Annotated in this window: 15 protein-coding genes; 7 read left to right on the top strand and 8 right to left on the bottom strand. The window is 66.6% G+C overall.

Annotated features, from left to right (window positions below):
* Nucleotide 1 precedes the first annotated feature (1 nt).
* The 4 genes from AB0B82_RS19110 to AB0B82_RS19125 all read right to left on the bottom strand — a co-directional run bounded on the left by AB0B82_RS19110 (nucleotide 2) and on the right by AB0B82_RS19125 (nucleotide 8,641).
* Nucleotides 2-2,998 carry a type I restriction endonuclease gene (locus AB0B82_RS19110; RefSeq protein WP_360169714.1) on the bottom strand — a complete coding sequence of 999 codons (2,997 nt, stop codon included), beginning with the start codon at nucleotides 2,996-2,998 and terminating at the stop codon, nucleotides 2-4.
* Between the two features lie 167 nt (nucleotides 2,999-3,165).
* Nucleotides 3,166-4,476, bottom strand: a complete 1,311-nt coding sequence (locus AB0B82_RS19115; protein WP_360169717.1) for a restriction endonuclease subunit S — start codon at nucleotides 4,474-4,476, stop codon at nucleotides 3,166-3,168.
* The gene (locus AB0B82_RS19120; protein WP_360169720.1) at nucleotides 4,473-6,461 is read right to left on the bottom strand and encodes a class I SAM-dependent DNA methyltransferase; all 1,989 of its coding nucleotides are present in this window, start codon (nucleotides 6,459-6,461) and stop codon (nucleotides 4,473-4,475) included. Before AB0B82_RS19120 ends, AB0B82_RS19115 begins: the two co-directional genes overlap by 4 nt.
* A 95-nt stretch (nucleotides 6,462-6,556) precedes the next feature.
* The gene (locus tag AB0B82_RS19125) at nucleotides 6,557-8,641 is read right to left on the bottom strand and encodes an N-6 DNA methylase (protein WP_360169723.1); all 2,085 of its coding nucleotides are present in this window, start codon (nucleotides 8,639-8,641) and stop codon (nucleotides 6,557-6,559) included.
* Between the two features lie 136 nt (nucleotides 8,642-8,777).
* Between AB0B82_RS19125 and AB0B82_RS19130 the strand changes: the two genes are divergently transcribed.
* Genes AB0B82_RS19130 through AB0B82_RS19145 form a run of 4 tightly spaced genes read left to right on the top strand, consistent with a single transcriptional unit; the run spans nucleotide 8,778 to nucleotide 12,438 of the window.
* Nucleotides 8,778-9,893 carry an ATP-binding protein gene (locus AB0B82_RS19130; RefSeq protein WP_360169726.1) on the top strand — a complete coding sequence of 372 codons (1,116 nt, stop codon included), beginning with the start codon at nucleotides 8,778-8,780 and terminating at the stop codon, nucleotides 9,891-9,893.
* 1 nt (nucleotide 9,894) lies between these two features.
* Entirely contained in the window at nucleotides 9,895-11,292 is a 1,398-nt protein-coding gene (locus tag AB0B82_RS19135; protein ID WP_360169729.1) for a hypothetical protein, read from the top strand.
* On the top strand, nucleotides 11,289-11,642 hold the full coding sequence (locus tag AB0B82_RS19140) for a hypothetical protein (protein ID WP_360169732.1): 354 nt from the start codon (nucleotides 11,289-11,291) through the stop codon (nucleotides 11,640-11,642). The genes AB0B82_RS19135 and AB0B82_RS19140 overlap by 4 nt, the downstream gene beginning before the upstream one ends.
* A 52-nt stretch (nucleotides 11,643-11,694) precedes the next feature.
* Nucleotides 11,695-12,438 (top strand): hypothetical protein, encoded by a 744-nt coding sequence (locus AB0B82_RS19145; RefSeq protein ID WP_360169735.1) that lies wholly within the window; start codon nucleotides 11,695-11,697, stop codon nucleotides 12,436-12,438.
* Nucleotides 12,439-12,647: 209 nt separating this feature from the next.
* On the opposite strand, the gene AB0B82_RS19150 is transcribed toward AB0B82_RS19145, so the two are convergent.
* The 3 genes from AB0B82_RS19150 to AB0B82_RS19160 all read right to left on the bottom strand — a co-directional run bounded on the left by AB0B82_RS19150 (nucleotide 12,648) and on the right by AB0B82_RS19160 (nucleotide 15,077).
* Nucleotides 12,648-13,076 (bottom strand): hypothetical protein, encoded by a 429-nt coding sequence (locus tag AB0B82_RS19150; RefSeq protein ID WP_360169738.1) that lies wholly within the window; start codon nucleotides 13,074-13,076, stop codon nucleotides 12,648-12,650.
* A 62-nt stretch (nucleotides 13,077-13,138) separates the two neighbouring features.
* The gene (locus tag AB0B82_RS19155; protein ID WP_360169741.1) at nucleotides 13,139-14,140 is read right to left on the bottom strand and encodes an SEC-C metal-binding domain-containing protein; all 1,002 of its coding nucleotides are present in this window, start codon (nucleotides 14,138-14,140) and stop codon (nucleotides 13,139-13,141) included.
* Nucleotides 14,141-14,216: 76 nt separating this feature from the next.
* Entirely contained in the window at nucleotides 14,217-15,077 is an 861-nt protein-coding gene (locus AB0B82_RS19160; protein WP_360169744.1) for an alpha/beta hydrolase, read from the bottom strand.
* 258 nt (nucleotides 15,078-15,335) lie between these two features.
* Here AB0B82_RS19160 and AB0B82_RS19165 point away from each other — a divergent pair, with 258 nt between their 5' ends.
* Complete coding sequence (locus AB0B82_RS19165) at nucleotides 15,336-15,707, top strand: FKBP-type peptidyl-prolyl cis-trans isomerase (RefSeq protein WP_355695237.1); 372 nt, start codon at nucleotides 15,336-15,338, stop codon at nucleotides 15,705-15,707.
* A gap of 68 nt (nucleotides 15,708-15,775) precedes the next feature.
* Here AB0B82_RS19165 and AB0B82_RS19170 read toward each other — a convergent pair whose 3' ends face one another.
* The gene (locus tag AB0B82_RS19170; RefSeq protein ID WP_360169747.1) at nucleotides 15,776-19,465 is read right to left on the bottom strand and encodes a S8 family serine peptidase; all 3,690 of its coding nucleotides are present in this window, start codon (nucleotides 19,463-19,465) and stop codon (nucleotides 15,776-15,778) included.
* A 141-nt stretch (nucleotides 19,466-19,606) separates the two neighbouring features.
* Between AB0B82_RS19170 and AB0B82_RS19175 the strand changes: the two genes are divergently transcribed.
* A complete protein-coding gene (locus AB0B82_RS19175) occupies nucleotides 19,607-20,590 on the top strand; it encodes a helix-turn-helix domain-containing protein (protein WP_360169750.1) in 984 nt (327 codons plus the stop codon).
* Nucleotides 20,591-20,647: 57 nt separating this feature from the next.
* On the top strand, nucleotides 20,648-21,268 hold the full coding sequence (locus AB0B82_RS19180) for a hypothetical protein (RefSeq protein ID WP_360169753.1): 621 nt from the start codon (nucleotides 20,648-20,650) through the stop codon (nucleotides 21,266-21,268).
* The last annotated feature ends 295 nt before the right edge of the window (nucleotides 21,269-21,563 follow it).

Genomic DNA, 21,563 nt, shown 5'->3' on the forward strand with positions numbered 1-21,563 from the left:
CTCAGGTTTCGGGCAGGTTGTGGCGACGGCGGATCATGCGGTACGCCGCCTTGCGGGCCTCGCGGGTCAGGCGGCCTTGGAACTCCTCGTCGGAGAAGTACTTCTCGGTGAACTTGGTGTCGGCCTCGGCACGCTCGACCATGATGTCCTGGAAACGCTTGTTGAACGGCAGCTCGAAGTCGCCCTCGTTGCGGCTCGCGAGCGCCGCCTGCTGCAGGTCCGGATCCTCGATCGCCGCGGTGACACGCTCCTCGTACATGAGCTTGTCGGCGTCGCTGAGCCCCAAGCCGTACCGGTTGTTGAAGTCCTCGATGAGTTCCGACAACAGCGCGGTCTTCGGATCTCGCAGGATGCCGGTGCCACCGTCGTCGAACCCGGGCAGCTCCTGCTCGCCTTCGGGCTCGAGACCGACGTCGTGCTCGCCGGTCTTGCTGACCCGGAGATGCGTGAGATCGATGTCGCCGATGTCCAGGCTCGGGCTACGCCGCTGCGGCAGCCGGTTGAGCAGATGCTTGCCGTACAGGTAGAGCCGTTCGAGCTCCCGGTCGGTGAACTGCATGACCTGCGCGAGGAAACCGTACTTGCGAACGTAGTCGGACAGATCGCTGCGGAAGAGCTCCGCAGCCTCACGGTCCTCCGACGAGAGGCGGTCGAACCGACCGACCGCCGGATCGATGTGTTTGTAGAGATCCGCATGCTTGCGCTCCCAGCTGCGGCCGCCGTCCTCGATCACCGAGCTCGGCTGCGACGAGAGGTAGGCCTCGGCGAACGAGTCCAGCTCCGACTCGAGGATCAGTTGGTGATCCATCACGGCTCGCTGCTTCGGGTACAGCAGGTTCGGATCGACCGGTGTCGTCACCGCTTCCTCGTAGTACGGCTTGAACGCCTTCTGGATGTCCTCGGCCTCGTTCGCGAAGTCCAGGACGAACAGATCCTCCTGGCTCTTCAACGGGTGAGTGCGGTTCAGCCGCGACAACGTCTGTACGGCGGCGACGCTCGCCAACGGCTTCTCGACGTACATCGTGGTCAGCAGCGGCTGGTCGAAGCCGGTCTGGTACTTGTCGGCCACAACCAGGATCCGGTACTCCTGACGTCCCTGCCCATCGTCGCGAGCGTCGGACCGGGACTTCGCGTGCGGGTCGTCCGCGCGGGTGTAGGCGAACGCGTCCGGGAGCTCACTCTCGGACAGTCCATTGATCCTGGACTCGGTGAACTCGTCTCCGTCGATCGTCAGACTCCCGGAGAACGCGACCAGGATTCCAGGGTCCGCGATGCTCAGGTCGTCGATCTTGCTGCGGAGTGCCTGGTACATCCGGAAGGCGGCTTCCCGCGAACGGGTCACGACCATGGCCTTCGCACGGCCGCCCAGCTGGCGGCGAGTGTTGGCTTGGAAGTGCCGAAGGATGATCTCGGCGTGGGCTTGCAGCGTGGCCGGGTCCGCGTAGACCAGGCGGGCCAGTTCGCTGCCGGCCTTGTCCGGGTTGACCTCGATGTTTTCGGCGCCTGCCTTCGCGACCCGCCAGTACGTCTGGTAGGTCGTGTAGTTCCGCAGGACATCGAGGATAAAACCCTCTTCGATCGCCTGCCGCATCGAATAGATGTGGAACGCGCGCTTGTTGCCGAGAGCATCGTCGACACCGAACAGCTGCAGCGTCTTTGCCTTCGGAGTCGCCGTGAAGGCGAAGTACGACAAGTTCGGGTGCCGTCCGCGCGCCATCGCCGATGAAGTGAGTGGATCGTCGTCGTCACCGGACTCCTCGGCGCCGAGGCCGCGCAGTACCTTCTTCAGCTTCGTCATCGAATCACCGGACTGGCCCGAGTGCGCCTCATCGACGATCACCGCGATGCGCTTGTCCGCCAGGCTCGAAACGCCTTCGAGGACGTACGGGAAGGTCTGCACGGTGACGATGACGATCTTCGTCGCAGTGTTGGCCAGCGCCCTGGCGACCTCGGCCGACTTCGATCCACCGATACCGGTGATGCGCTCCACCACGCCCGGTGTGTGGTCGAACTGGTAGATCGTGTCCTGCAGCTGCTTGTCCAGCACCGAGCGATCGGTGATCACGACAACCTTGTGGAAGACCGGCTCGTTCGCCGCGATCCGACCATCGCGTACCGCCTCGTCGTCCAAGGTGCCCGGCTCGGCCGAACCGTGCAGAGTCGACAATCGGTGGGCCAGCCAGGCGATCGTGTTCGACTTACCCGAGCCCGCCGAATGCATGACGAGGTAGTTGTTGCCGGATCCATGGCGAGCGGCGTGCTCCGTGAGTCGGCGTACGGCGTGCCACTGGTGATAACGCGGGAAGATCAGCGGGCGGTCGTGGACGCTGATCCGCCCGTTCGAGCGTCCGCGTGAGCGTGAGGTCGTCGGATCCTCCACATGGAGGAAGCGCTTCAGCAGATCGAGCCAATTGTCGAACTGCCACGTCTCCTCCCACAGGTACGCCGTTCGGTACCCGGACCCCTCGCCGTCCACGACCGGATTGCCGGCGCCACCGATGTTGCCCGGACCGCCTGTGCCTTGGTTGAACGGAAGGAAGACAGTGTCCTTGCCACGCAGACGAGTCGTGACGAAGACAAGCTCCGGGTCGACCGCGAAGTGCACCAGCGCCCGGCGCGCGAACAGCAACTCCTTCGGGTCTCGGTCGTTGCGGTACTGCTCCTTGGCGTGCTCGACGGTCTGCCCGGTGAGCGGGTTCTTCAGTTCGGCGGTCGCAACCGGGATGCCGTTGACGAACAACGCCAGATCGAGCGACTTGGTCGAATCCATGCTGTACCGCAGCTGGCGAGTGACCGACAGCCGGTTCTGCTGGTACTCCGCGAGCGCGTCGTCGGCGACGGTGTGCGCCGGCCGGAAGTACGCGAGCCGGATGCGAACGCCACGGTCCTTGATCCCGTTCCGCAGTACGTCGAGGACGCCCCGCTGATCGATCTCCTTCGCCACCACCCGCGCAAGATCCCGCTCCGCAACAGCCAGATTGTTGTTGGCAAACCTCACCAGCCGATCCCAAACCTCCGGCTGCACAGCCTGCACAAACGGCATCAACTGCCCCAGATCCAACCCCAACTCCGGATCGTAGGTATCAGGCCGCCCCCTGACCCACCCCCCAGCCAGCAGAGCCCCCTCCACACTCTCCTCAAACGCCAACTCTGAATCCCCTCGACTCACGCCACCCCAACTCCCCCCGCAGTAGTCACGTCAATCTGGCCCGTAACTGCAGCAGTAATGAGCGCCTGCCGCCGCTCAGCGAGCACCAGATTCGCTTTGCGTAGCAGTCGAATCATTTCGACATTAGAACGCCGATAATCTTCAATCCGCCCGACCCGCTTGGACGCATCGGGCGGAACCGCGATTCTCAGCTCCTTCAATTGCTCGCGGGTCAGATGAGGGATCGTGGCCACATTCCCAACTGAGGCAAAGAGACCGCAATATTTGGCAAGTCGCAACCAGTACATCAACCATTCGACAGGCAGTGCACCACGACTACGCACGCGATGCAGGGATTTCTGAAAGAAGATTTCGACACCGCCACGCCAAACCGCAGATTCAGCAACACCGGCGCCACCCTCGCAAACCAAGAGATCGCCAGGTAGTACCCGATACTGAAGATACTCATGTTGCGGGAAGTCCATGACCGCAAGGTCACTGGTGTCCACGGAGTACCAAGTAACATTCGCGTTCCGTAGATACGGCCTGAGATTTCCAGTTGCCGCGCGATCTGCAGTCAGCATCTTTCCCAATTGCACGTCGTAATGCGAATACACCGGAGCGATTGGCCAATCGGATGAAATGCTGCCAATCCAAGGCAGCGAGGCACATTCGCGACGCCGCCCGGTGTCCGCCCCAGAGATCTCAGCACGAATCAGTGAAAGCTCACGCTCAGACAGGAGTCTTAGCTGGCGTTCGCGCGCGGCTCGCAACCGATCAGCACGAACCGTCTCGACATCGAGAAAGTCGGCGATGCGCCGCTGCTCCTCCAGTGGAGGCAGAGGGACCGGCGCTTCACTTAACCGTTCCCGACTCAACTCGATTTGGTTCGTCGCACCGACCGCGAGAACCGACGAGATCAGGTCCTGGAACGGCGCCGACGTGAGCCAGTAATATGCAAACCGCGGCCAAAGAACGTCCGGTCGAGTTCTGACTACCGTGACATGCCCATCCGCCATGCAAGGTAAATCATCTGGACTGCTGTCGAAGTACCCAACACGGCCGAGCGTCCCCGTGCCTGTCGAGTTTACGAGGGTGTCTCCAGCATGCAGATAGCCGCGCACCCGTGACGGATCACCGTTGCATGAGTGATATCGCGACTTGTTCCATTCGAGGCCGTCACGCTGGTTTACAGCTTGACTGATTGCCCGGACCTCGCCATCATCCGCATAGTTCGGCGGCGTGCCGCGATTCAGAAATGACGTGCAATCTTTCAGCCGTGCGGCAGACCATCCAGCAGGAAGCTCAGCTCCCAGAACGTGAGTCACGACGTCACCTCGCCGAGGAGCTCCTGAATCTCCGCCTCGAGTTTACGGAGCTCGGCGTCGATTTCTGCGAGGGGGCGGGGTGGGGTGTAGGTGTAGAAGTGGCGGGTGAAGGGGATTTCGTAGCCGATCTTTGTCTTGGTGTGGTCGATCCAGGCGTCGGGGACGTGGGGGAGGACTTCGCGTTCCAGGTAGGCGTCGACGTCCTCGTCGAGGGGGACGTTTTCGTAGTCTCGGAGGTCGGGGTCCGGTTCGGGGGTGCCCTTCTTGAGTTGGACTTCGCCTTCGGGGTCTCGGACCGAGAGGGCGGACCAGACGGCCTTGTCGACGGGTGCGGGTAGTTTGCCGACGCCGGCGAGGGTTGCGCGGAGCGTCGCGGCGAACTCGGTCTTCTTGAACGACGGCTCCTTGCCGACCAAGGTCCGCAAGGCAGACAGCAAGGAATCACGGCCCTCGTACTTCGACGTGGTCTTGCCGGACTTGAGTGCCAGTTCGAGGTCGGCAAGGGCCTCCTCGGTGACCTCGAAGCGCAGCTTCAGCGGACGTTCGACCGTGATCCGGTGATACCCGAAGTCCTCGTTGCGGAAGACCTTCACCTTGCCGTGGAGTTCATGATCCGGATCGCCGGCGACCGACAATGCGTCGGCGTACAGGCGCTGGATCTCCTCGATCTGCTCGTCGGTGATGTACTTGCGCTTGTCACCGAGCGACTTGCGCATCTTCGCCCAGTGCTCGCGTGCGTCCAGCAGCACGACCTTGCCGCGATGCGCGGCCGCCTTGCGGTTCGTCAGGATCCAGAAGTACGTCGAGATTCCCGTGTTGTAGAAGAGCTGATCCGGCAGCGCGACGACCGCCTCGAGCCAGTCGTTCTCGAGGATCCACTGACGGATCTTCGACTCGCCGGACTCCGCTGCGCCGGTGAACAGCGGCGAACCGTTGAAGACGATCGCCAACCGGCTGCCACCTTCACCGACCGGACGCATCTTCGAAATCATGTGCTGCAGAAACAGCAGCGAGCCGTCGTTGATCCGCGGCAGTCCGGCCCGGAACCGGTTCTGCCCCCGGTTTCCGTTGGCCTCGTCAACGATCTCGGCCTGGGCCTTCTTCCATTCCACGCCGAACGGCGGATTGGACAGCATGTAGTCGAACGTCTCGTGTTCCAACTGGTCGTTGGTGAACGAGTTGCCGAGCTTGATGTTGTCCGGGTTCTGATTCTTGATCATCAGGTCGGAGCGGCAGATCGCCCACGACTCCGGGTTCAGTTCCTGTCCGAACGAGAAGACCTGTCCCGCGGTGTTGTGCGAGAGGATGAAGTCTTCTGCCGCCGTCAGCATGCCGCCCGTACCGCAAGCCGGGTCGTACACCCTGCGACTCGCCCCGGGTACCTGCAGGTCCGCGAGGTCGGGCGCGATCAGCAGACCGGCCATCAGCTTGATGACCTCTCGCGGGGTGAAGTGTTCACCGGCGGTCTCGTTCGAGTCTTCGGCGAACTTCCTGATCAGCTCCTCGAAGACGTACCCCATCTCGTGGTTCGACACCTGATTTGGATGGAGGTCGACGTCGGCGAAGCGCGCCACGACCAGGTGCAGAAGGCCGGCGTCGGACAGATAGGCGACCTGCTCGGCGAACCGGAACTTCTCGAAGACCGCCTGCGCGTTCGGCGAGAAACCGTTGACGTAGGCATTCAGGTTCGAGACAGCGTCGTCGGGCGCGTTCGCCACCGAGGTCAGCGTCAGCTTGGTGAGGTTGTAGAAGCTCTGACCCGACTGCTTCGTCAGGAACCGAGTGGGATCCACCGAGCCGCCGGCCCACTTCTGGGCCTCCTTCAGTACCGCGTCGCGCGTCGGCTCCAGGACGCACTCAAGGCGCCGGAGGACGGTGAACGGGAGGATGACCTTGCCGTAGTCCGACCTCTTATAGTCCCCCCGCAGCAGGTCGGCCACCTGCCAGATGAAGTTCGCCAGATTCTTCGGCGTGGTGTCACTCACCGGTTTCCCTCTCCCCTGTCATACATGTCGTCAGCACATCGCCGGCATGCTCCGCACCGTTACAGCGGAACCAGCGATCGTTACACACTGTCATCTCACGCATCGTTCTGCGGCACAAGGGTCCCCCGCGTCAGCGCCGCGGAGAGGTCCCTCACCAGGCGGTGGGTCTCCTCCGCGGCCTTGTCCACCATCGCGTCGAACTCGGCCAACCACCGGAATGCTTCGCCGTACCGTCGTTGCTCCTCGATCGGCAGCAGCGGGACCTGCAGCCGCTTGAGGTTGACCCGGACGATGTCACGCGTCCCGGAGGACTGCCGCGTCGCCTCCCGACGGTTGCCGGGAGCGGTCAGCATGCCCGCGAGGAACCACGGGTCGACGGTTGCGGGATCGGCTCGGACGAGGCTCACATGCTGACCGAGCCGTACGCCGACCTGCTCGTCCGTCGCAACCCGCGCCACCACGGACGATCCGATCGCCGGCACGAGGACGTCGCCGGCTTCGATCCGTACGGCGGTCCCGGGCGCCCGGCCGCTGGGCGCGCTGCCCCGGACCACATCTCCGCCGGTCAGACCAGGCTCGGATGCGACGTCGGCATCGACGCTCATCCGGGAGTATCCCCGGATGATCTCGACAGCGCCGTTCCGGACGAGTTCCTCCAACGTCAGGCTGCGCGCCTTCGACAGGACGGGTTCGTCCGCCGCGGCCAGCGCCGGAACACGCTTGGCGACGTCGCGCAGTCGTCCAAGGACCTGCTTCTCCGACGCCAGCAACTCGGACGGATCGACGGGCACGTCATCAGGTACGGCGAGCCGGCGGCCGGGCGTCAGGTCGACCTCCTCGTCGAGCAGGTCGATCACCTGAACGAGCTTCACCTGTCCGGGCCGTTCCTCGACCGATGCCGGATCACGCTCGTACGAACGCCAGGCGGCGGTTGCCAACTGCCGCACGCCCTCCGCCGTTGCCGGTTGAACCCGTGAGGCATCCACCATCAGCACGCGGTCAGCGACGTACCCGTCGACCGGGCGTTGCAGCACCCACAAGTGCAACCCGACGGACGTTGCCGGCAGCAAACCCGACGGCAAGGCGATCACCGCCCGCACTGCGCCGCGACGCAGCAACTCCCCGCGAATTCGCCGTCCGGCCGACCGCCACGCCGCAGTGGGCGGCATCAAGAGGACGGCCTGACCGCCGGGGCGCAGGTGAGCCAACGCATCTTGCACCCACGCCAACTCGGGCTCGGTCCGCGGGGGAAGGCCGCCGTACTCCCAGCGCGGATCAAAGGCCAATTGATCGTCGGCCCAGTCGTGCAGACCGAACGGCGGATTGGAGGCGACGAGGTCGACCCGCAGCCCCGGGAAGGCGTCGGTCCGGAGCGAGTCACCGACCCGGATGACAGCGGAGTGATTCTTCGCCGTCAGCAGGAGCCGGATCTGCGCGATGCAGGCGGCCGCCGGATCGAGATCTTGGCCGAAGACCCGTATGCCGGGTGCGCTGCGAGCCGCCTCCACCAGCAGGGACCCGGTGCCACAGGCTGCATCCATCACGTCCGTGACCTGCCGCCGCGGACCCGAGATGAAGGACAGCATCAGTCGCGCCACGGGTTGCGGCGTCACATAGTCGGAGGTGGCACCCCGCATCCGGAGGTACTGGGTGTAGAAACGTTCGAAGATCTCCACCGGATCGCCGTCCACTGCGGCGACGGTGGACAAGACGGTCGACTGCCAGGGCAGCCACGCATCGGGCAGCTCGGCACGGAACAGCTTCTCGGCCTCGCCGCTCGCCGTACCAGCCGAAGCAGCGAGGGCACTCGGTGACGGTACGACGCTCGACGCGTCATCCGTGACCGATCGATGGAACAGCAGCAGCCCGGCGAGCCACAACGCCGTACTCAGGTCGGGTCCGCCGGTGGCCGCCGCGATCTCCCGCCAGGCTCGGTCGGGTTCGCTCACCTCCGGGAGCTTCCCCTGGGCGCGCAACCACTGCTCGACGGCGGCCAGGTCGAAGGACGGGCTGGTCGGCGTCCCCCCGATCGGCTCGGGGAAATCGGCGTACCGCTTGCGCCAGTTGCTCACTGCCGCCCGGCCGACGCCCGCGAGGCGTGCGATGCCGACCGAGGACACAGTTCCGGCCGCCCCGTCGGTGCCGCCGATACCGCCGGTCTCGGTGTCCGCTCGATCCATGGTCAACTCCCGCTGTTGGTGGCTCGACTCTAACCGAATCACTAATCCGTGTACACACCCCTTTGAAGATTGTCTGTTGACATTGTTCACAGATGTTGCTGTCATGGTCTCGTTCACAAACCGAGGGGGTTATGAGATGACGGACACCAGGTCCGACCACCAGCCGGGGACGACGGGGGATGCGTCGGTCGTCGACACGGTCGTCGTGCTGGCCGATCAGGACTCGGCGCTGACCGAGCGTCAGAAGATGCTGGTCCTGGCCGCGCTGGACAGCTCGGAGGCGCTCGCGGACGAGTTCGGCGCCGACGACGAGCTGAGTACGGGAAGTCCGGAGGCGAGCACGGAGAGCACAAGCGGGACGGCGAACCTGCCCGCGGTTTCGGAGCCGGTGACGGGGGCGGCGCCGAAGCCTGTCGGGGCTTTTCTGACCTCGATCACGGTGGCCGGATTTCGCGGGATCGGCCCCGAGGCGCGCCTCGAGCTGCAGCCTGGGCCGGGCCTAACCGTCGTTGCCGGCCGCAACGGCTCGGGGAAGTCGAGCTTCTCCGAGGCGCTCGAGTTCGCGTTGACCGGCGAGAGCTATCGATGGAAGGGCAAGAAGGCCTTCTGGACGAACTCGTGGCGCAACCTGCACCAGCTCGAAAGCACCCGCATCCGGATCGCCCTCGCCGAGGAAGACCACGGGCGCACGGAGATCGGCGTCGACTGGGCGCCGACGGACGGCCTCGATGACGCACAGGTGTGGACCCAGCGGCACGGCAAGAAGCGGACGTCCGGTGTCGACTCACTCGGCTGGACCGAGGCGCTCGAGCTGTACCGCCCGATCCTCTCGTACGACGAACTCAGCCGGCGTCTGGAGGGAACTCCAACCGATTTGTACCGATCCCTCGAGAGCGTCCTCGGACTCGACCAGATTACCGACGGTATCGAGCGGCTCGCCACCCAGGTCAAAGAGCTCAAGGCCACCGCGGACACTGCCAACGCAGCCAAGAGTGCCCTCAAGGCGAAGTTGGAGCCGATCGACGACGACCGCGCGCCGGCGGTCTCCGGTCAGCTCGCCAAGCTGAAGCCGGACCTGGACTTGGTGACAAAGACGGCACTGAGCTCCGTTCCGGCCGACGGAGTCGGTGATCAGCTCCGCGCGCTCAGCGAGCTGACCGGACCGGCAAGTAGTCGAATCCGCGGCCGACGATCTCCTCAAGGCTGTCCAGCGGCTGGCCGAACTCGCGACCGACGCCGCCGAGCGCGCTGACATGCGGAGCCGGCTGATCGAGGTGGCACTGGCCTTCCACAGCCGGCACGGAGACCAAGTTTGCCCGGTCTGCAAGGGCAGCCTGCTCGACGTGGAGTGGCATCGGCGGGCTGAGACTGGTCTCGCCGCAGACCGCGCATCGCTCGCCGCCCTCCGGACCGCTCGACGGGATCTCGAAGTACGAGCGTCGGCAGCGCGCGGCCTGCTCGACGTACCGGTCCTGCCGACCGCCGACAACATGCATGGGCTGACGGCGCTCGACGAGGCGCGCCGGGTTCTGAAGACCTGGCGGGACGCGCCTACATCGGATGCTGAGCTGGCGCGTCATCTCGGAACGACCATCGCGCCGGTCGTCGACGTTCTCACCCGGCTGCGTGATGAGGCGGCAGGGAAGCTGCGCGAACGCGACGACGACTGGCAGGAGGTTGCCGGCGATGTGCTGGCATGGGTCAAGCTCCGGCGCACCGCCGACGCAAGCAAGGAGGACCTGGGCGACGCCAAGAAAGCGCACCTCTGGCTCAAGGACAACGCGGTACAGCTACGGAACCAGCGGCTTGAGCCGCTGGCCGAGAGGGCCAAGTGGATCTGGAGTCACCTCCGCAAAGAGAGCAACGTCGACCTCGATGCCATCTCGTTGTCCGGTCAGCGCAAGATGGGCAAGGTCAACCTCGCGGCCCGGGTGGACGGGGAGCCTGCCGACGCACTGCCGGTGATGAGTCAGGGCGAACTCAACGCGGTCGCGCTGGCCTTGTTCTTGCCGAGAGCAACCTCGGCGACCAGCCCACTGCGGTTCGTCGTCCTGGACGACCCGGTCCAGGCGATGGATCCGGAGAAGGTCGACGGGTTGACCGAGGTACTGGTCGAGTACGCGAAGGACCGGCAGGTGGTCGTGTTCTCCCACGACGACCGGCTGACCGAATCGGTACGCCGTACTGCGCCCGACGCGAGGATCGTTCAGGTCGAGCGCGGAGTGAACTCCACGGTGCACGTCGTGCCGTGCCAGTGGCCGGCGGAGCGGTACGTCAAGGACGTCTCCGACCTGCTCGCCGACGAGAACGTGCCCGCCGGAGTCCTCCGCAAGGCCGTCCCGGCGTACGTCCGGCTCGCGGTCGAGGCGGCGGCTCATCAGGTCTACTTCGCCGACCAGCTGACTCAAGGGACACCTCGACAGCAGGTCGAGACCTCTTGGGACTCGGCAGCAACGACGAGCAAACGTGTGGTGCTCGCTCTGTCCGGTACGGCACCCTTCGACCTCGGCCGTTGGCGGTCACGCTCACACCGCAGGCGGACGCTTGACGTGTGCAGCAAGGATGTCCACACCGAGCTGGCGGGTTCGCCCCGGGGCGCCGTCGAGGACGTTCGGGAAACGGTCGACGACATCCTGGGGCGCCGGCGATGAGCGGCGAACTCGAGTACGCGCGGTCCATTCTGGACGGTGATCGCGCCACAACACCGGCGTGGACGAGGATCGCGGCCTTCCTCATCAGGCAGGCACTCGAGGCCGAGGTGGAGAGCTACTGCCGGCAGCTCGTCGGAGACCTCCGGCACCCGGTCCGGATGCGATCGAGGCTCACGGTCCTGCACGCGCTCGACCCGACGGAGTTTCACCGCACGGCAGAGTACGCCTGGAACGCCCTGAGCCGGGCTTGTCATCACCATGCCTACGAGCTGGCGCCGACTCTCTCGGAGCTGCGACACCTGCACTCGAAGGTCGCAGGTCTCGCGGCGATGCGCGCCACCGCCGTCTGACTTTTCCACTCACGAATCACTCACACATCCGAGCCATTTGGGGGGGACACCCATGTCTCAGTACCAGCAGAACCAGCGAAACCACCAGTACCGCCCCGACCTGCCGCCGCAACAGCTGCAACAACCGCAACCGGTCAAGAAGCGTCACACGGTGCGGAACATCGTGATCGTGGTGACGGCTGTCTTCGTCGTCTTCGCGGGTGGTTGCGCCGCCGTCCTGGCCAACGGCATCAGCGAAGCGACCAGGGAAAGCACCGCCACCAAGGCCGAGGTGCCCGCGACCACGGCGACGGCGCCGACGAGCCAGGCGTCCGTGCCGGCGAAGCCCCCGGCGACCGCTGAATCAACCGCTCCGCCGGCAGCCGAACCCACCGATGACGATCGGGTGGCCAAAGTCGGGGCGTCACAGTGGTTCGACTACAGCGATGGAATGAAGGTTCAGGTGACGAGTCTGAAGCGGTTCCGGATCAGTCAGTACGCCGCCGGCGGCAAGCCGGGAGACGTTGGCGTCATCGTGACGGTCACGCTGCAGAACGGATCCACGAACACCTTCGACACCGGCCTCGTGAACGTGAAGCTCGCGAGCGGTCCGAACGGCGACCAGGCCGAATCGGTTTTCGACAGCGAGCAGAATCTTGGTCTCGGATTCGAGGGGTCGATTCTGCCGGGCAAGAAGAAGACCGCACGGTACGGCTTCGCGATCCCCAAGACCCACGAAGCCTCGACGCTGCAGGTCGAGGTCTCTCCCGGATGGGACTACCAAGGCAGTCACTTCGAGGGCGCGTTGTCGAGGTGATTCGGTGCCAGGAGACCGGCTCTGGGGAGGGAGAGAGCCGGTCTTCTGCCCGCGGTGAAGCGTTCGGATCTCGAAGCGTCAGATTTGGCGATCAGTTCCTTTGTGGGGACGCGGAACGGCCCTGGAGGCCGGCAAGCGCGCGGCGGGTGCGTCGGTCGTCAGTTGCCCGTGCAAGACGTTGGCCTCCAAGAACGCTATGGGTCGCTCGGTCATTGTCGCCCGCTACGGCCGGAGTCGTCGCCCCAGGGTTCCTCGGCTGACAACCCCCTCAACGCCTGCTCTCGCTCGGCGTTGACGCGAGCATTCAGATCGAGGACGTCGGCGAGTTGCACCCAATCGACGTACTGACTCGATCGGAACGAAATGTCGCCCCGGCCGGCATAGAGCCGCAGTTCCTCACGGTCCATCTCAATTGCGTCGGCTGCCTCATCGATCGGCAACTCGGTGCGTAGCGGCGTGATCTGAACCCCGTACCCGCTACGCAAGACCTCTTCGACGAAACGCAACACCTCGTAGACCCGGGGCGGCACCTCATCGCGTTCTCCGTCGGCTCCTACCAGGGCAGGTCCTCCGGGGGCGACCTTTCGCTCACTTTCCCTGAGTAAGAAGACCTCAGGTCGTCCTGGCATCACACCCATAGCGCGAGGCTATGGCGGAGCCCATGCACAACGACCTCGTTATCCACAGCGACGGCACGTTGTTAGGCGCGAGGGAAGCAGCACTTCTTGTACTTGGTCGTGGAGCCGCACCAGCACGGCTCGTTGCGCCCCGGCGGCCAGGTGGTCGCGGCGGTGTGCGTCCCCTGGAGCGAATCGGCGTAGGCCTGGAGAACGTCGATGCCGACCTGGTCGAAATCGTCTGTCGCCGCAAGGTCTGCGAGGCCATCGACCGAACCAGGCACCAAGGCCGGGCGGACAGCGCCGTACCCCACCAGGTGCCTGAGTCCCCGCTCAGTGAGGGCTCGGTGCTCGTCCCACGTCGCGCCGCAGTGCTGCGCCAGGTCGGGCCAGCGCCGGAGCACCTCGGCGTACTCCGGCTGCGGCAGGAACACGATTGCTGGGTCCTCGCCGGTGTCGAACGACGCATCCAGCTCGTCCAGCAATTCGTCTGCCAGATCATCGTAAGCATCGTGTGGCAGCCCGAGCTCGTGCCGTACATGATGGCGGGCCTGGACAAGCTCGAACGCCACCATCGCCTCGCCGTACCCCGGCTCGGACGACTTCGACCCCAGCTCGTGATGGCTGCTCAGAGTGCTCTCCAGCGCCTCGGTCAGCCACTCCTCGGCGATCTGAGCTCGCCCGTTCGCAACGAGCACATCGCTCAGGACCGTGGCCGCGACGGGATCTTCGGTCAGCAGTTCACGTACGGACGAGAGTTGCGTCATCGCCTCCTCGTCGCGGCCGACCTGAAACAACAGGTCGCCACGCAACGCTTTCGCATCGGTGGCGGACCCGCCGCCGGACCGCTCGTAAATCTCGATACCGCGCTCTACCAGTGCGATCGCCGCCTCTGGACGGCCGGCACCACCGGTGATCTCAGCCGCGACGACCAGCGCGTAGCCGGCGTCAGCGTCGTCCTTCACCCGTCCTTGGTCCACAGCATCCACCAGGGACGCCGCCAGCTCCTCGGGCGACTCGCTGTCAATCGCCTCGTCCGCGATGCGATCGATGTCCTCCGCTACCAGCACCTCATCCGTACGCACATTTCACGGTATCGCACGACGGTCGGCGGACGACGGCGCCAGCACCCAGCGTGGATTGCTGGATCAAGACCGCGAACTAGGTGAGGACCTCTCGGAGCTTTGCGGCGAATTCGGCAGGTTTGCCGGGTTGGCCGTATTCGTTGCCCAGGAAGCCGCCGTGGTTGCTGGGGAAGGTGACGGGCGTGAGGCCCAGGCGGTCCGCGACGGCGCGGGCGCCGCGGGCGGCCAGTTGGTTGCCGGATTCTTCGCCGGCTGCCAGGACCAGGCGGTCGGCCACCTTCTGGAGGGCGTCGAAGTCGGGGAGGTACGTCGTGCAGCCACGGAGGTTCTGGCCGAGGAGGGCGTCGTTGCGGCTGCCGTCGTCGTCCGTGGGGAGGCCGAACATCGCGGGGTCGGGGGCGGGGCGCTGGGCGTAGTCGGAGGGGACCTCACCTTCGAAGCCGACGAAGGCGATGAATTTCGCCATCCCGGCGCCCATGCCGTCGCGCTGGTACGTCTGGTACATGTCCTCGACGACAGCCAGCGCGGCCTCACGGTCGGGGACGATGCCGGCCAGTGGTGGCTCGTGGGCGACGAGTTTGTTGATCAGGTCAGGGCGTTGCGCCGCGAGGGCCAATGCGTTCACGGCTCCACCGCTGCTGGCGAACAGGTCGACCGGGCCGACGTCGAGGTGGTCGATCAGGGCGGCCAGGTCGGCGGCGTGGTCGTCGGGTGAGAGCTCGGTCGGCTCGCCGGCGCGGACACTGCGCTCGACGCCGCGCGGGTCGTACGTCACGACGGTGCGGTCCTCGAAGTACGACGCCAGGGTCGGGAAACCGCTCGCCCCCATCGGGGAACCGATCATCAGCAGCACCGGGCGGTTGGACAGGTCGCCGCGCACGTCGTACGTCAACGTCGCGCCTGGCACATCGAGAGTTTGCGTCACAGGCTCCGGCATCGGCAGAACCCCTTCTCGCTGCGGTCCACCCCCATTGGTCGACCTCGTGCTCACGAGCCTAGACGCCACGCATCGCCACAGACAGGAACCCGACCGGAACTTTCGACGCACTCTCCCGGCCCGCCGATCGTGAAGGCCGATGAAGTGCCTCCCACTCGCCGCGGACCGATCGCGACGCATCTCGACCGGTGGTTCCGCCCTGAGCGGAACCACCGGGTACCGGTCGGTGGTCGCCGCGGCGTCTGCTTAGCTGGAGGCATGACTGAGAAGCCAGAGATCGACTTTCCGGACGGGCCGCCGCCGGCGGATCTCGAGATCACCGACATCACCGTGGGCGACGGCGACGAGGCCAAGGCCGGCTCCCGGGTCAACGTGCACTACGTGGGCGTGGCCCACTCCACCGGCGAGGAGTTCGACGCGTCGTACAACCGCGGTGCTCCGCTGGCGTTCCAGCTCGGCGTGGGTCAGGTCATCCAGGGCTGGGACACCGGCGTCCAGGGGATGAAGGTCGGCGGCCGCCGCAAGCTCGTCATCCCGCCGCACCTGGCGTACGGCGACCGCGGCGCGGGCGGTGCGATCAAGCCTGGCGAGACCCTGATCTTCGTCGTGGACCTGGTCAGCGTCAGCTGACCACGGAGCACACACGGCAAACGACAGCCGGCGGTGACCACACGGTCACCGCCGGCTGCGTCGTCAGGTCAGCGGATCGCGGCGGCCCGAATCACCTCCTGGCTGACCTTGTTCCCGGCGTCGTCACTGGCGGTTGCCTTCAGCGACAGGTACGACGCACCCTTCGGCAGCCGTACGTCGGCCTTCCAGCCGGCACCGGTCCGTGACAGCGGTACGGCCCGCCAGGTCGCGCCGTCGTCGTACGAGACCGACAGCGTCGCACCCGTCACTGTGCCCGCGCCCTCGACGCCGTCGAACTGGAACGCGGTCAGCCCGATGCGCTGCTTGCTCCCACCCGTGAACGCGCCGGTCAGCCCAGTCGCCAGGTGGTAGTCGAGCTGGATCAGCGGCAGGTACACCCAGTCGCTGGTGTCCGTCGTCTGCGCCCGGAAGCCCCACGCGGTCGACGTCTGCGTGCCCAGCGCCCAGACCGCCGGCCGAGTGGTGTCCATCTCGAACCGGTAGTTCGCCCAGCCGGACGTCACCGGGACGCCGGTCTGGATCGCCTGAAAGCTGCTCTCGTCCAGCAGCGTCCCATTCTGGAACAGCCGCGTCGCCACGGTGGACTCGTCGTCCATTGCTCCGGTCACGCCCTGGACACCACTGCTGGCGGTCGGCACGTTCACCGCGAAGAAGTCACCACTGCGGCGCGGGTTCCAGTAGCCCGAACCGACCCGCGGCCGGACGGTCGGCGCGAACCAGGAGTTCGTCTGCACCGAGCGCGGCTGGTACGTGTGCCGCTCACCGCGCTGCTCCCAACCACGCGGGTGGTTCGTCTGCTCGTACCAGTCCGTCCCGGCCCCGGTGGACACGTAGTCGATCCGCTGCGTGCCGAGGTGAATTGGCTCGGTCACCTGCAGGCAGGGCGGCCAGAACCCGATCCGGCAGTCCGCACGGCTCTCGAACGCCAGCTCGCCCGTCGGCCCGACGAAGCGGTTCACCACGGTCGCCAGCTCACCCGAGCGTGGTGCGTACCGCAGGTCGGCCGGGATCGCACCGTCGTACGCCTTCACGACGTCGTACAGGTACGGCGGCGCCTCGGTACCCGCCACTCGCAGCCGGACGTTGCCTCCGGCACTCATCCGCGCGACCAGCGGACTGCCTTCGGCCGCCGTCAGCGAGTACACGGGCAGATCGGTCCCGCCTGCCAGGTCGTAGTACTTGCCGGAGGCACTGTTCACCACAACGAGCAACCGCGCGCCAGCGTCCGCTGCCGCCTGCGCCCGCCCTGCCGGCGTCACCTCGGCGCTGGCGGTGACGAAGACCGCCTTACCTCGGACGTCCACCCCCGTGTAGTCCGCGCCGATACCGGCGTACACACCGGTCAGGGTGGTCTTCCCGTCCCAGCGCTTCGAACCACGCTGCAGCAACGGGTGCAGTGCCTTTCCGTCGACGCTCATCGACACGAGCGGCGCCGTACGACGCCAACGCGATGAGAAGTCGAAGACGCCACCGGCCACAGCACCTGTCGGGGCGGCGTACACATTCGCCACCAGCGGCGTCGGCGCGTACTGGGCGCGGAAGGTCGCGAACTGACCCCCGATGCCCGAGTCGTGGTACCAACCGGACCTCCTGTACACGTCCTCACCGGGCAGCTGCGTGCTGAGCGTGATCGGCTTCGCCTGCCGCGCGTCAAGCACCAGCTCGGTGTTCTCGCTGATCACCAGGTGCGGGTTGCCGACCAGGGCGACGCCTGCTCCACCGTCGACAGGCAGCCAGGAGTACGCCGCGTACACACCGGGCGCGAGGCGTTGTGTCGAGACGGTACCGGTCGCGGCGTCGATCTCCAGTGTCGTCACGTACTGGTCGCCGTACTTGTACAGCGTCAGGAGCCCGCCCGCGGGCTTGCCGTCACGGCCGGTCGCCCGGACGTTGAGGTCGTATCGCTCGCCCTCCATCACCAGCCCGACCGCAGTCTGTGCGACCTGCTTGCCGTCCAGCTTGGCGACGACGGTGCCCGAGTACGACTGGCCCGGCGTGGCCAGGTCAGGTGTCGCGGTCACGTTGACCGACGCCGTACCGTTCGCGGGCACGGTCACCTGAGTGGCCCCGAGCGTGAACAGACCTTCCGGTGCGGGCGTCGTACCGTCGCTGGTCACGTTCGCCGACAGGTCGAGAGTGACCGCCGCGTCGCCGCGGTTCGTGTAAGCGATCGTGCGCTCGACCGGCGCGTCGTCACCGTGCGGCCAGGTGTGCAGCCCGAACTCGCGCGTCGCGGTCGCGTTGATCGTGCCGAACGCGGCCGCCGGTACGTCGAGGCGCCCGGTACCGACCCGGTACGCCGTCTCGCCGGCGAGCGGCTTCGCCGTACTGACCAGCGCCGACTTGAGCTGCTCGCCCGTCCAGTCGGGGTGTTTCTGTACGAGCAACGCCGCGGCACCGGCGACGTGCGGCGTCGCCATCGACGTACCGCTGATGGACTTGTAGTAGCCGGAGCCAGACGACTTCGCCGCGCGGGCCGCGAGCACGGAGACGCCCGGCGCGACGATCTCCGGCTTCACCGTGGCGTCGCCGAGGCGCGGTCCCATGTCCTGGAAGGACGCCCGGATATCGTTCTTGTCGACCGCACCGACAGTCAGCGCGGCGGCGGCCGCGCCCGGCGAACCGATGCCGCTCACCCGGCCGTAGTTGCCGGCAGCAATCACAAACAGCGCGCCGGTCTCGGCCGAGAGTTCGTCGACGGCCAGCGCCATCGGGTCGGTGCCGTCACTGGCCTCGGTGCTGCCGAGGCTCATGCTGACGACCTTGGAGCGGTGCGCGGCCCACTCCATGCCTTCGATGATCCACGACGCGGCGCCCGAGCCGCTGTCGGACAGCACCTTGCCGATCGCGAGTTTCGCGCCCGGCGCGACGCCGTTCTCGACTCCGTCCGACGCGGCGCCACTCCCGGCCACCGTCGAGGCGACGTGGGTCCCGTGCCCGTTGACGTCCTCGGTCGTCTCGCCCGGGACGAAGCTCTTGGCCTCGACAATCCGGTCGGACAGGTCGGGGTGGGTCTGGTCGATACCGGTGTCGAGCACGGCGACCGTCGTACCGGCGCCGTCGAGACCCTGCGCCCAGGCGTCCGGCGCGCCGATCTGCGCGACACTCTCGGCGAGGCTGGCCTCGACCTTCTCGTCGAGGAAGACCTTCTGGATCCCGGCGGCGAACTGACCGGGCGTGGCAGACCGCGTCGCGTTGGCGGTAATGCCGGACCAGAACTGCGCCGCCTCCGCCTTACGTGCCTTGAGGCCGACACCGCTGATGCTCTCCAGCGTGAGACCGCGCTCGGCATGCTGCGGGGTGGCGGCCAGGGCGCGCGTCCCCGGGCGGTACTGGACGATCAACGGAATCGACTTCACCGACGCGTCGTCGTACCCCTGGTCGACGAGCTCGGTGACGTTGAAGAGGTCGGGGTCGAGACGGCCCGACGCGAGGTACGGCAGTGCGACGTCCGGTACGACGTGGAGGTCGTCGCCGACCTGCTGGATCTGGACACCACCGGCGTTGCCGGCCGCCTGATCGACCGCAGCGGTGGGCGGGCCGCCGGCGTTCTGGGTGACGGTGACGACGTCCCCGGTGACGAGGGTGACTCGATGGGTGGTGCCGGCGGCGGCCTGCTCACCGCCGGGTGGCGTGGAGCTCGAGGCGGCGCCGGCCGGCGTCGGCGTCGCCGTGACCGCGGCAACTGCCAGCAGTACGGCGAGCCCACCGGCGACGGCGCGGGCGGATCGGGACATGGGCGGACCCTTCCTGGGGAGGACCTGCAGAACGGATGGCATGAACATGTCACGGCCTCGTAGACTGCTCAATGGCGGGATTGCGGCATGACAGGTGTCCGCCACGCCGTCCGTCACCGCAGCGGCCCGAAGGAGCGCACGATGCTCGACGTGCTGGGACTGGATGCGCTCGAAGAAGGCGCCTACCGCCGACTGATCGCGCTGCCGTCGGAGTCGGTGGAGACGCTGGCTGCCGCGCTCCAGGTCGATGTGAGCGACCTCGCCGCAGCCCTCGACGGGCTCGAGGAGAAAGGCCTGGTGGCGCGGTCGACCGCGACACCGGGCCATTTCGTCGCGTCCCCGCCGGCCCTCGCGCTCGGGTCGCTGATCGTGCAGCGCCAGGAGGAGATCCGGCGCGCGCAACTCGAGTTGGGGCGGCTCGCCGAGCAGTACCGCGGCGTGATGGCGGACCGCTCCGACACCGACGTGATCGAGGTGGTCCGTGGCGCGCAGGCGGTGGCGCAACGGTTCGGCCAGATGCAGCGGGCCGCGAACGACGAAGTACTCGCGCTGGTGAAGGCCTCGGTCGCGATCGTGTCCGCCGACGAGAACGTGGACGAAGACCTCGCGCTGGCGCGTGGGGTGACCTACCGGGTGGTCGTCGAGCGCGCGGCGTTCAGCAAGCCCGGCTTCGTCGATCTGGTGTCGGAGTCGCTCAAGGCCGGTGAACTGATCCGCGTCGCCGGCGACCTGCCGCTGCGCCTGGTGATCGCGGACCGCTCGCTCGCATTGTTGCCCCTGGCCCCTACTGAGACCGATTCCGCCGGCGGCGCGTTGCTGGTCCATCCGTCCGGGCTGCTGGACGCGCTGTTGCACCTGTTCGAGCTCGTCTGGGCAGGCGCGAACGAAGTACTGCCCACCGACGCCGGCGCCACCGAACTCGCCGCCGACCGCCTCGACGACGTCGACGCCCGCATCCTCACCCTGCTCCTCGCCGGTCTCACCGACCACGCGATCGGCGGCCAACTCGGTATGTCGCTACGCACCGTGCAGCGCCGCGTCAGCCAGCTCATGGACCGTGCGCAGGTGGTGACGCGCTTCCAACTGGGTCACGAAGCCGCGCGGCGCGGCTGGCTGGGCGTCTGATGATGGTCAAGTAGTTGTACTCATCCGCCGCGCGCGGCGAGCCGATTGACTGGTGGCATGACGACGATGGTTGCGAGATCAGCACCTGAGGTGAACTGGCCGCGGTACGGCGCGCTGCTGGCGAAGGTCCTGCTGTTCGGGTTGTTGCTGTCGGCACTGATCTGGCCGGACCTGAGCGGAATCAAGGGCAAGGCGTCGACGGCGCGGCTGATCGTGTACCCGATCGGCGGCATGGTGCTGCCGCTGTGGTGGTTCGCGTACGGACGCGCGCGCAGCCGGATCCACCGGACGTTCCCGTGGGGCGCGGATCTGTTGATGACGCTGCCGTGGCTCATCGACCTGATCGGGAACCGGCTCGATCTCTTCGACACCGTCGCATGGTGGGACGACGCGATGCACTTCGTGCTGTGGGGCTTCCTCACGGCCGGTGTGCTGCTCGCCTTCGCACCTCGCGGGCTGCCTCGCGGACTCACCGTCTTCGTCGCGCTCGGGTTCGGTGCCACCGCCGCGGTGGTGTGGGAGCTCGGCGAGTACATCACCTTCGTCCGCAACTCCCCCGAACTGCAGACGGCGTACACCGACACCCTCGGCGACCTCGCGCTGGGCACCCTGGGCGCCCTGCTGGCCGGTCTGATCGTCGGTCAGGTTCTGTACAAGCAGAATCGTCGTCTCTCGTGACTGATGTGTGGGTGATGCGAGCGCACCAACGCCGAGGGATAACCCCGCGAGTTGGGGCGGCGTGGCGACGTGGCGACGTGGCGACGTGGCGGCGTGGCGACGTGGCGACGTGGCGACGTGGCGACGTGGCGGCGTGGGGGTGCGGGGGGTGCGGGGGGTGCGGGGGTGCGGTGTGGGCGTAGGGGCTTCGGGGTTTCCGCCGCAAGGTGGGTTCACCCATCGTGTTGTGGGTTCCGTACCCTTCACACGGGTCAGGAACCCACAACACCGTGGGTGAACCCACGGTGTGGGAACG

The organism is Kribbella sp. NPDC048915 (assembly GCF_040649595.1).
GTDB lineage: Bacteria > Actinomycetota > Actinomycetes > Propionibacteriales > Kribbellaceae > Kribbella.

Coding starts and splice junctions, on each gene's coding strand:
- AB0B82_RS19145 (WP_360169735.1), top strand. CDS start 11,695: ATGTCTCAGTACCAGCAGAACCAGCGAAACCACCAGTACCGCCCCGAC.
- AB0B82_RS19170 (WP_360169747.1), bottom strand. CDS start 19,465: ATGTCCCGATCCGCCCGCGCCGTCGCCGGTGGGCTCGCCGTACTGCTG.
- AB0B82_RS19125 (WP_360169723.1), bottom strand. CDS start 8,641: ATGGATCGAGCGGACACCGAGACCGGCGGTATCGGCGGCACCGACGGG.
- AB0B82_RS19175 (WP_360169750.1), top strand. CDS start 19,607: ATGCTCGACGTGCTGGGACTGGATGCGCTCGAAGAAGGCGCCTACCGC.
- AB0B82_RS19180 (WP_360169753.1), top strand. CDS start 20,648: ATGACGACGATGGTTGCGAGATCAGCACCTGAGGTGAACTGGCCGCGG.
- AB0B82_RS19160 (WP_360169744.1), bottom strand. CDS start 15,077: ATGCCGGAGCCTGTGACGCAAACTCTCGATGTGCCAGGCGCGACGTTG.
- AB0B82_RS19140 (WP_360169732.1), top strand. CDS start 11,289: ATGAGCGGCGAACTCGAGTACGCGCGGTCCATTCTGGACGGTGATCGC.
- AB0B82_RS19165 (WP_355695237.1), top strand. CDS start 15,336: ATGACTGAGAAGCCAGAGATCGACTTTCCGGACGGGCCGCCGCCGGCG.
- AB0B82_RS19130 (WP_360169726.1), top strand. CDS start 8,778: ATGACGGACACCAGGTCCGACCACCAGCCGGGGACGACGGGGGATGCG.
- AB0B82_RS19150 (WP_360169738.1), bottom strand. CDS start 13,076: ATGGGTGTGATGCCAGGACGACCTGAGGTCTTCTTACTCAGGGAAAGT.
- AB0B82_RS19135 (WP_360169729.1), top strand. CDS start 9,895: ATGCGGAGCCGGCTGATCGAGGTGGCACTGGCCTTCCACAGCCGGCAC.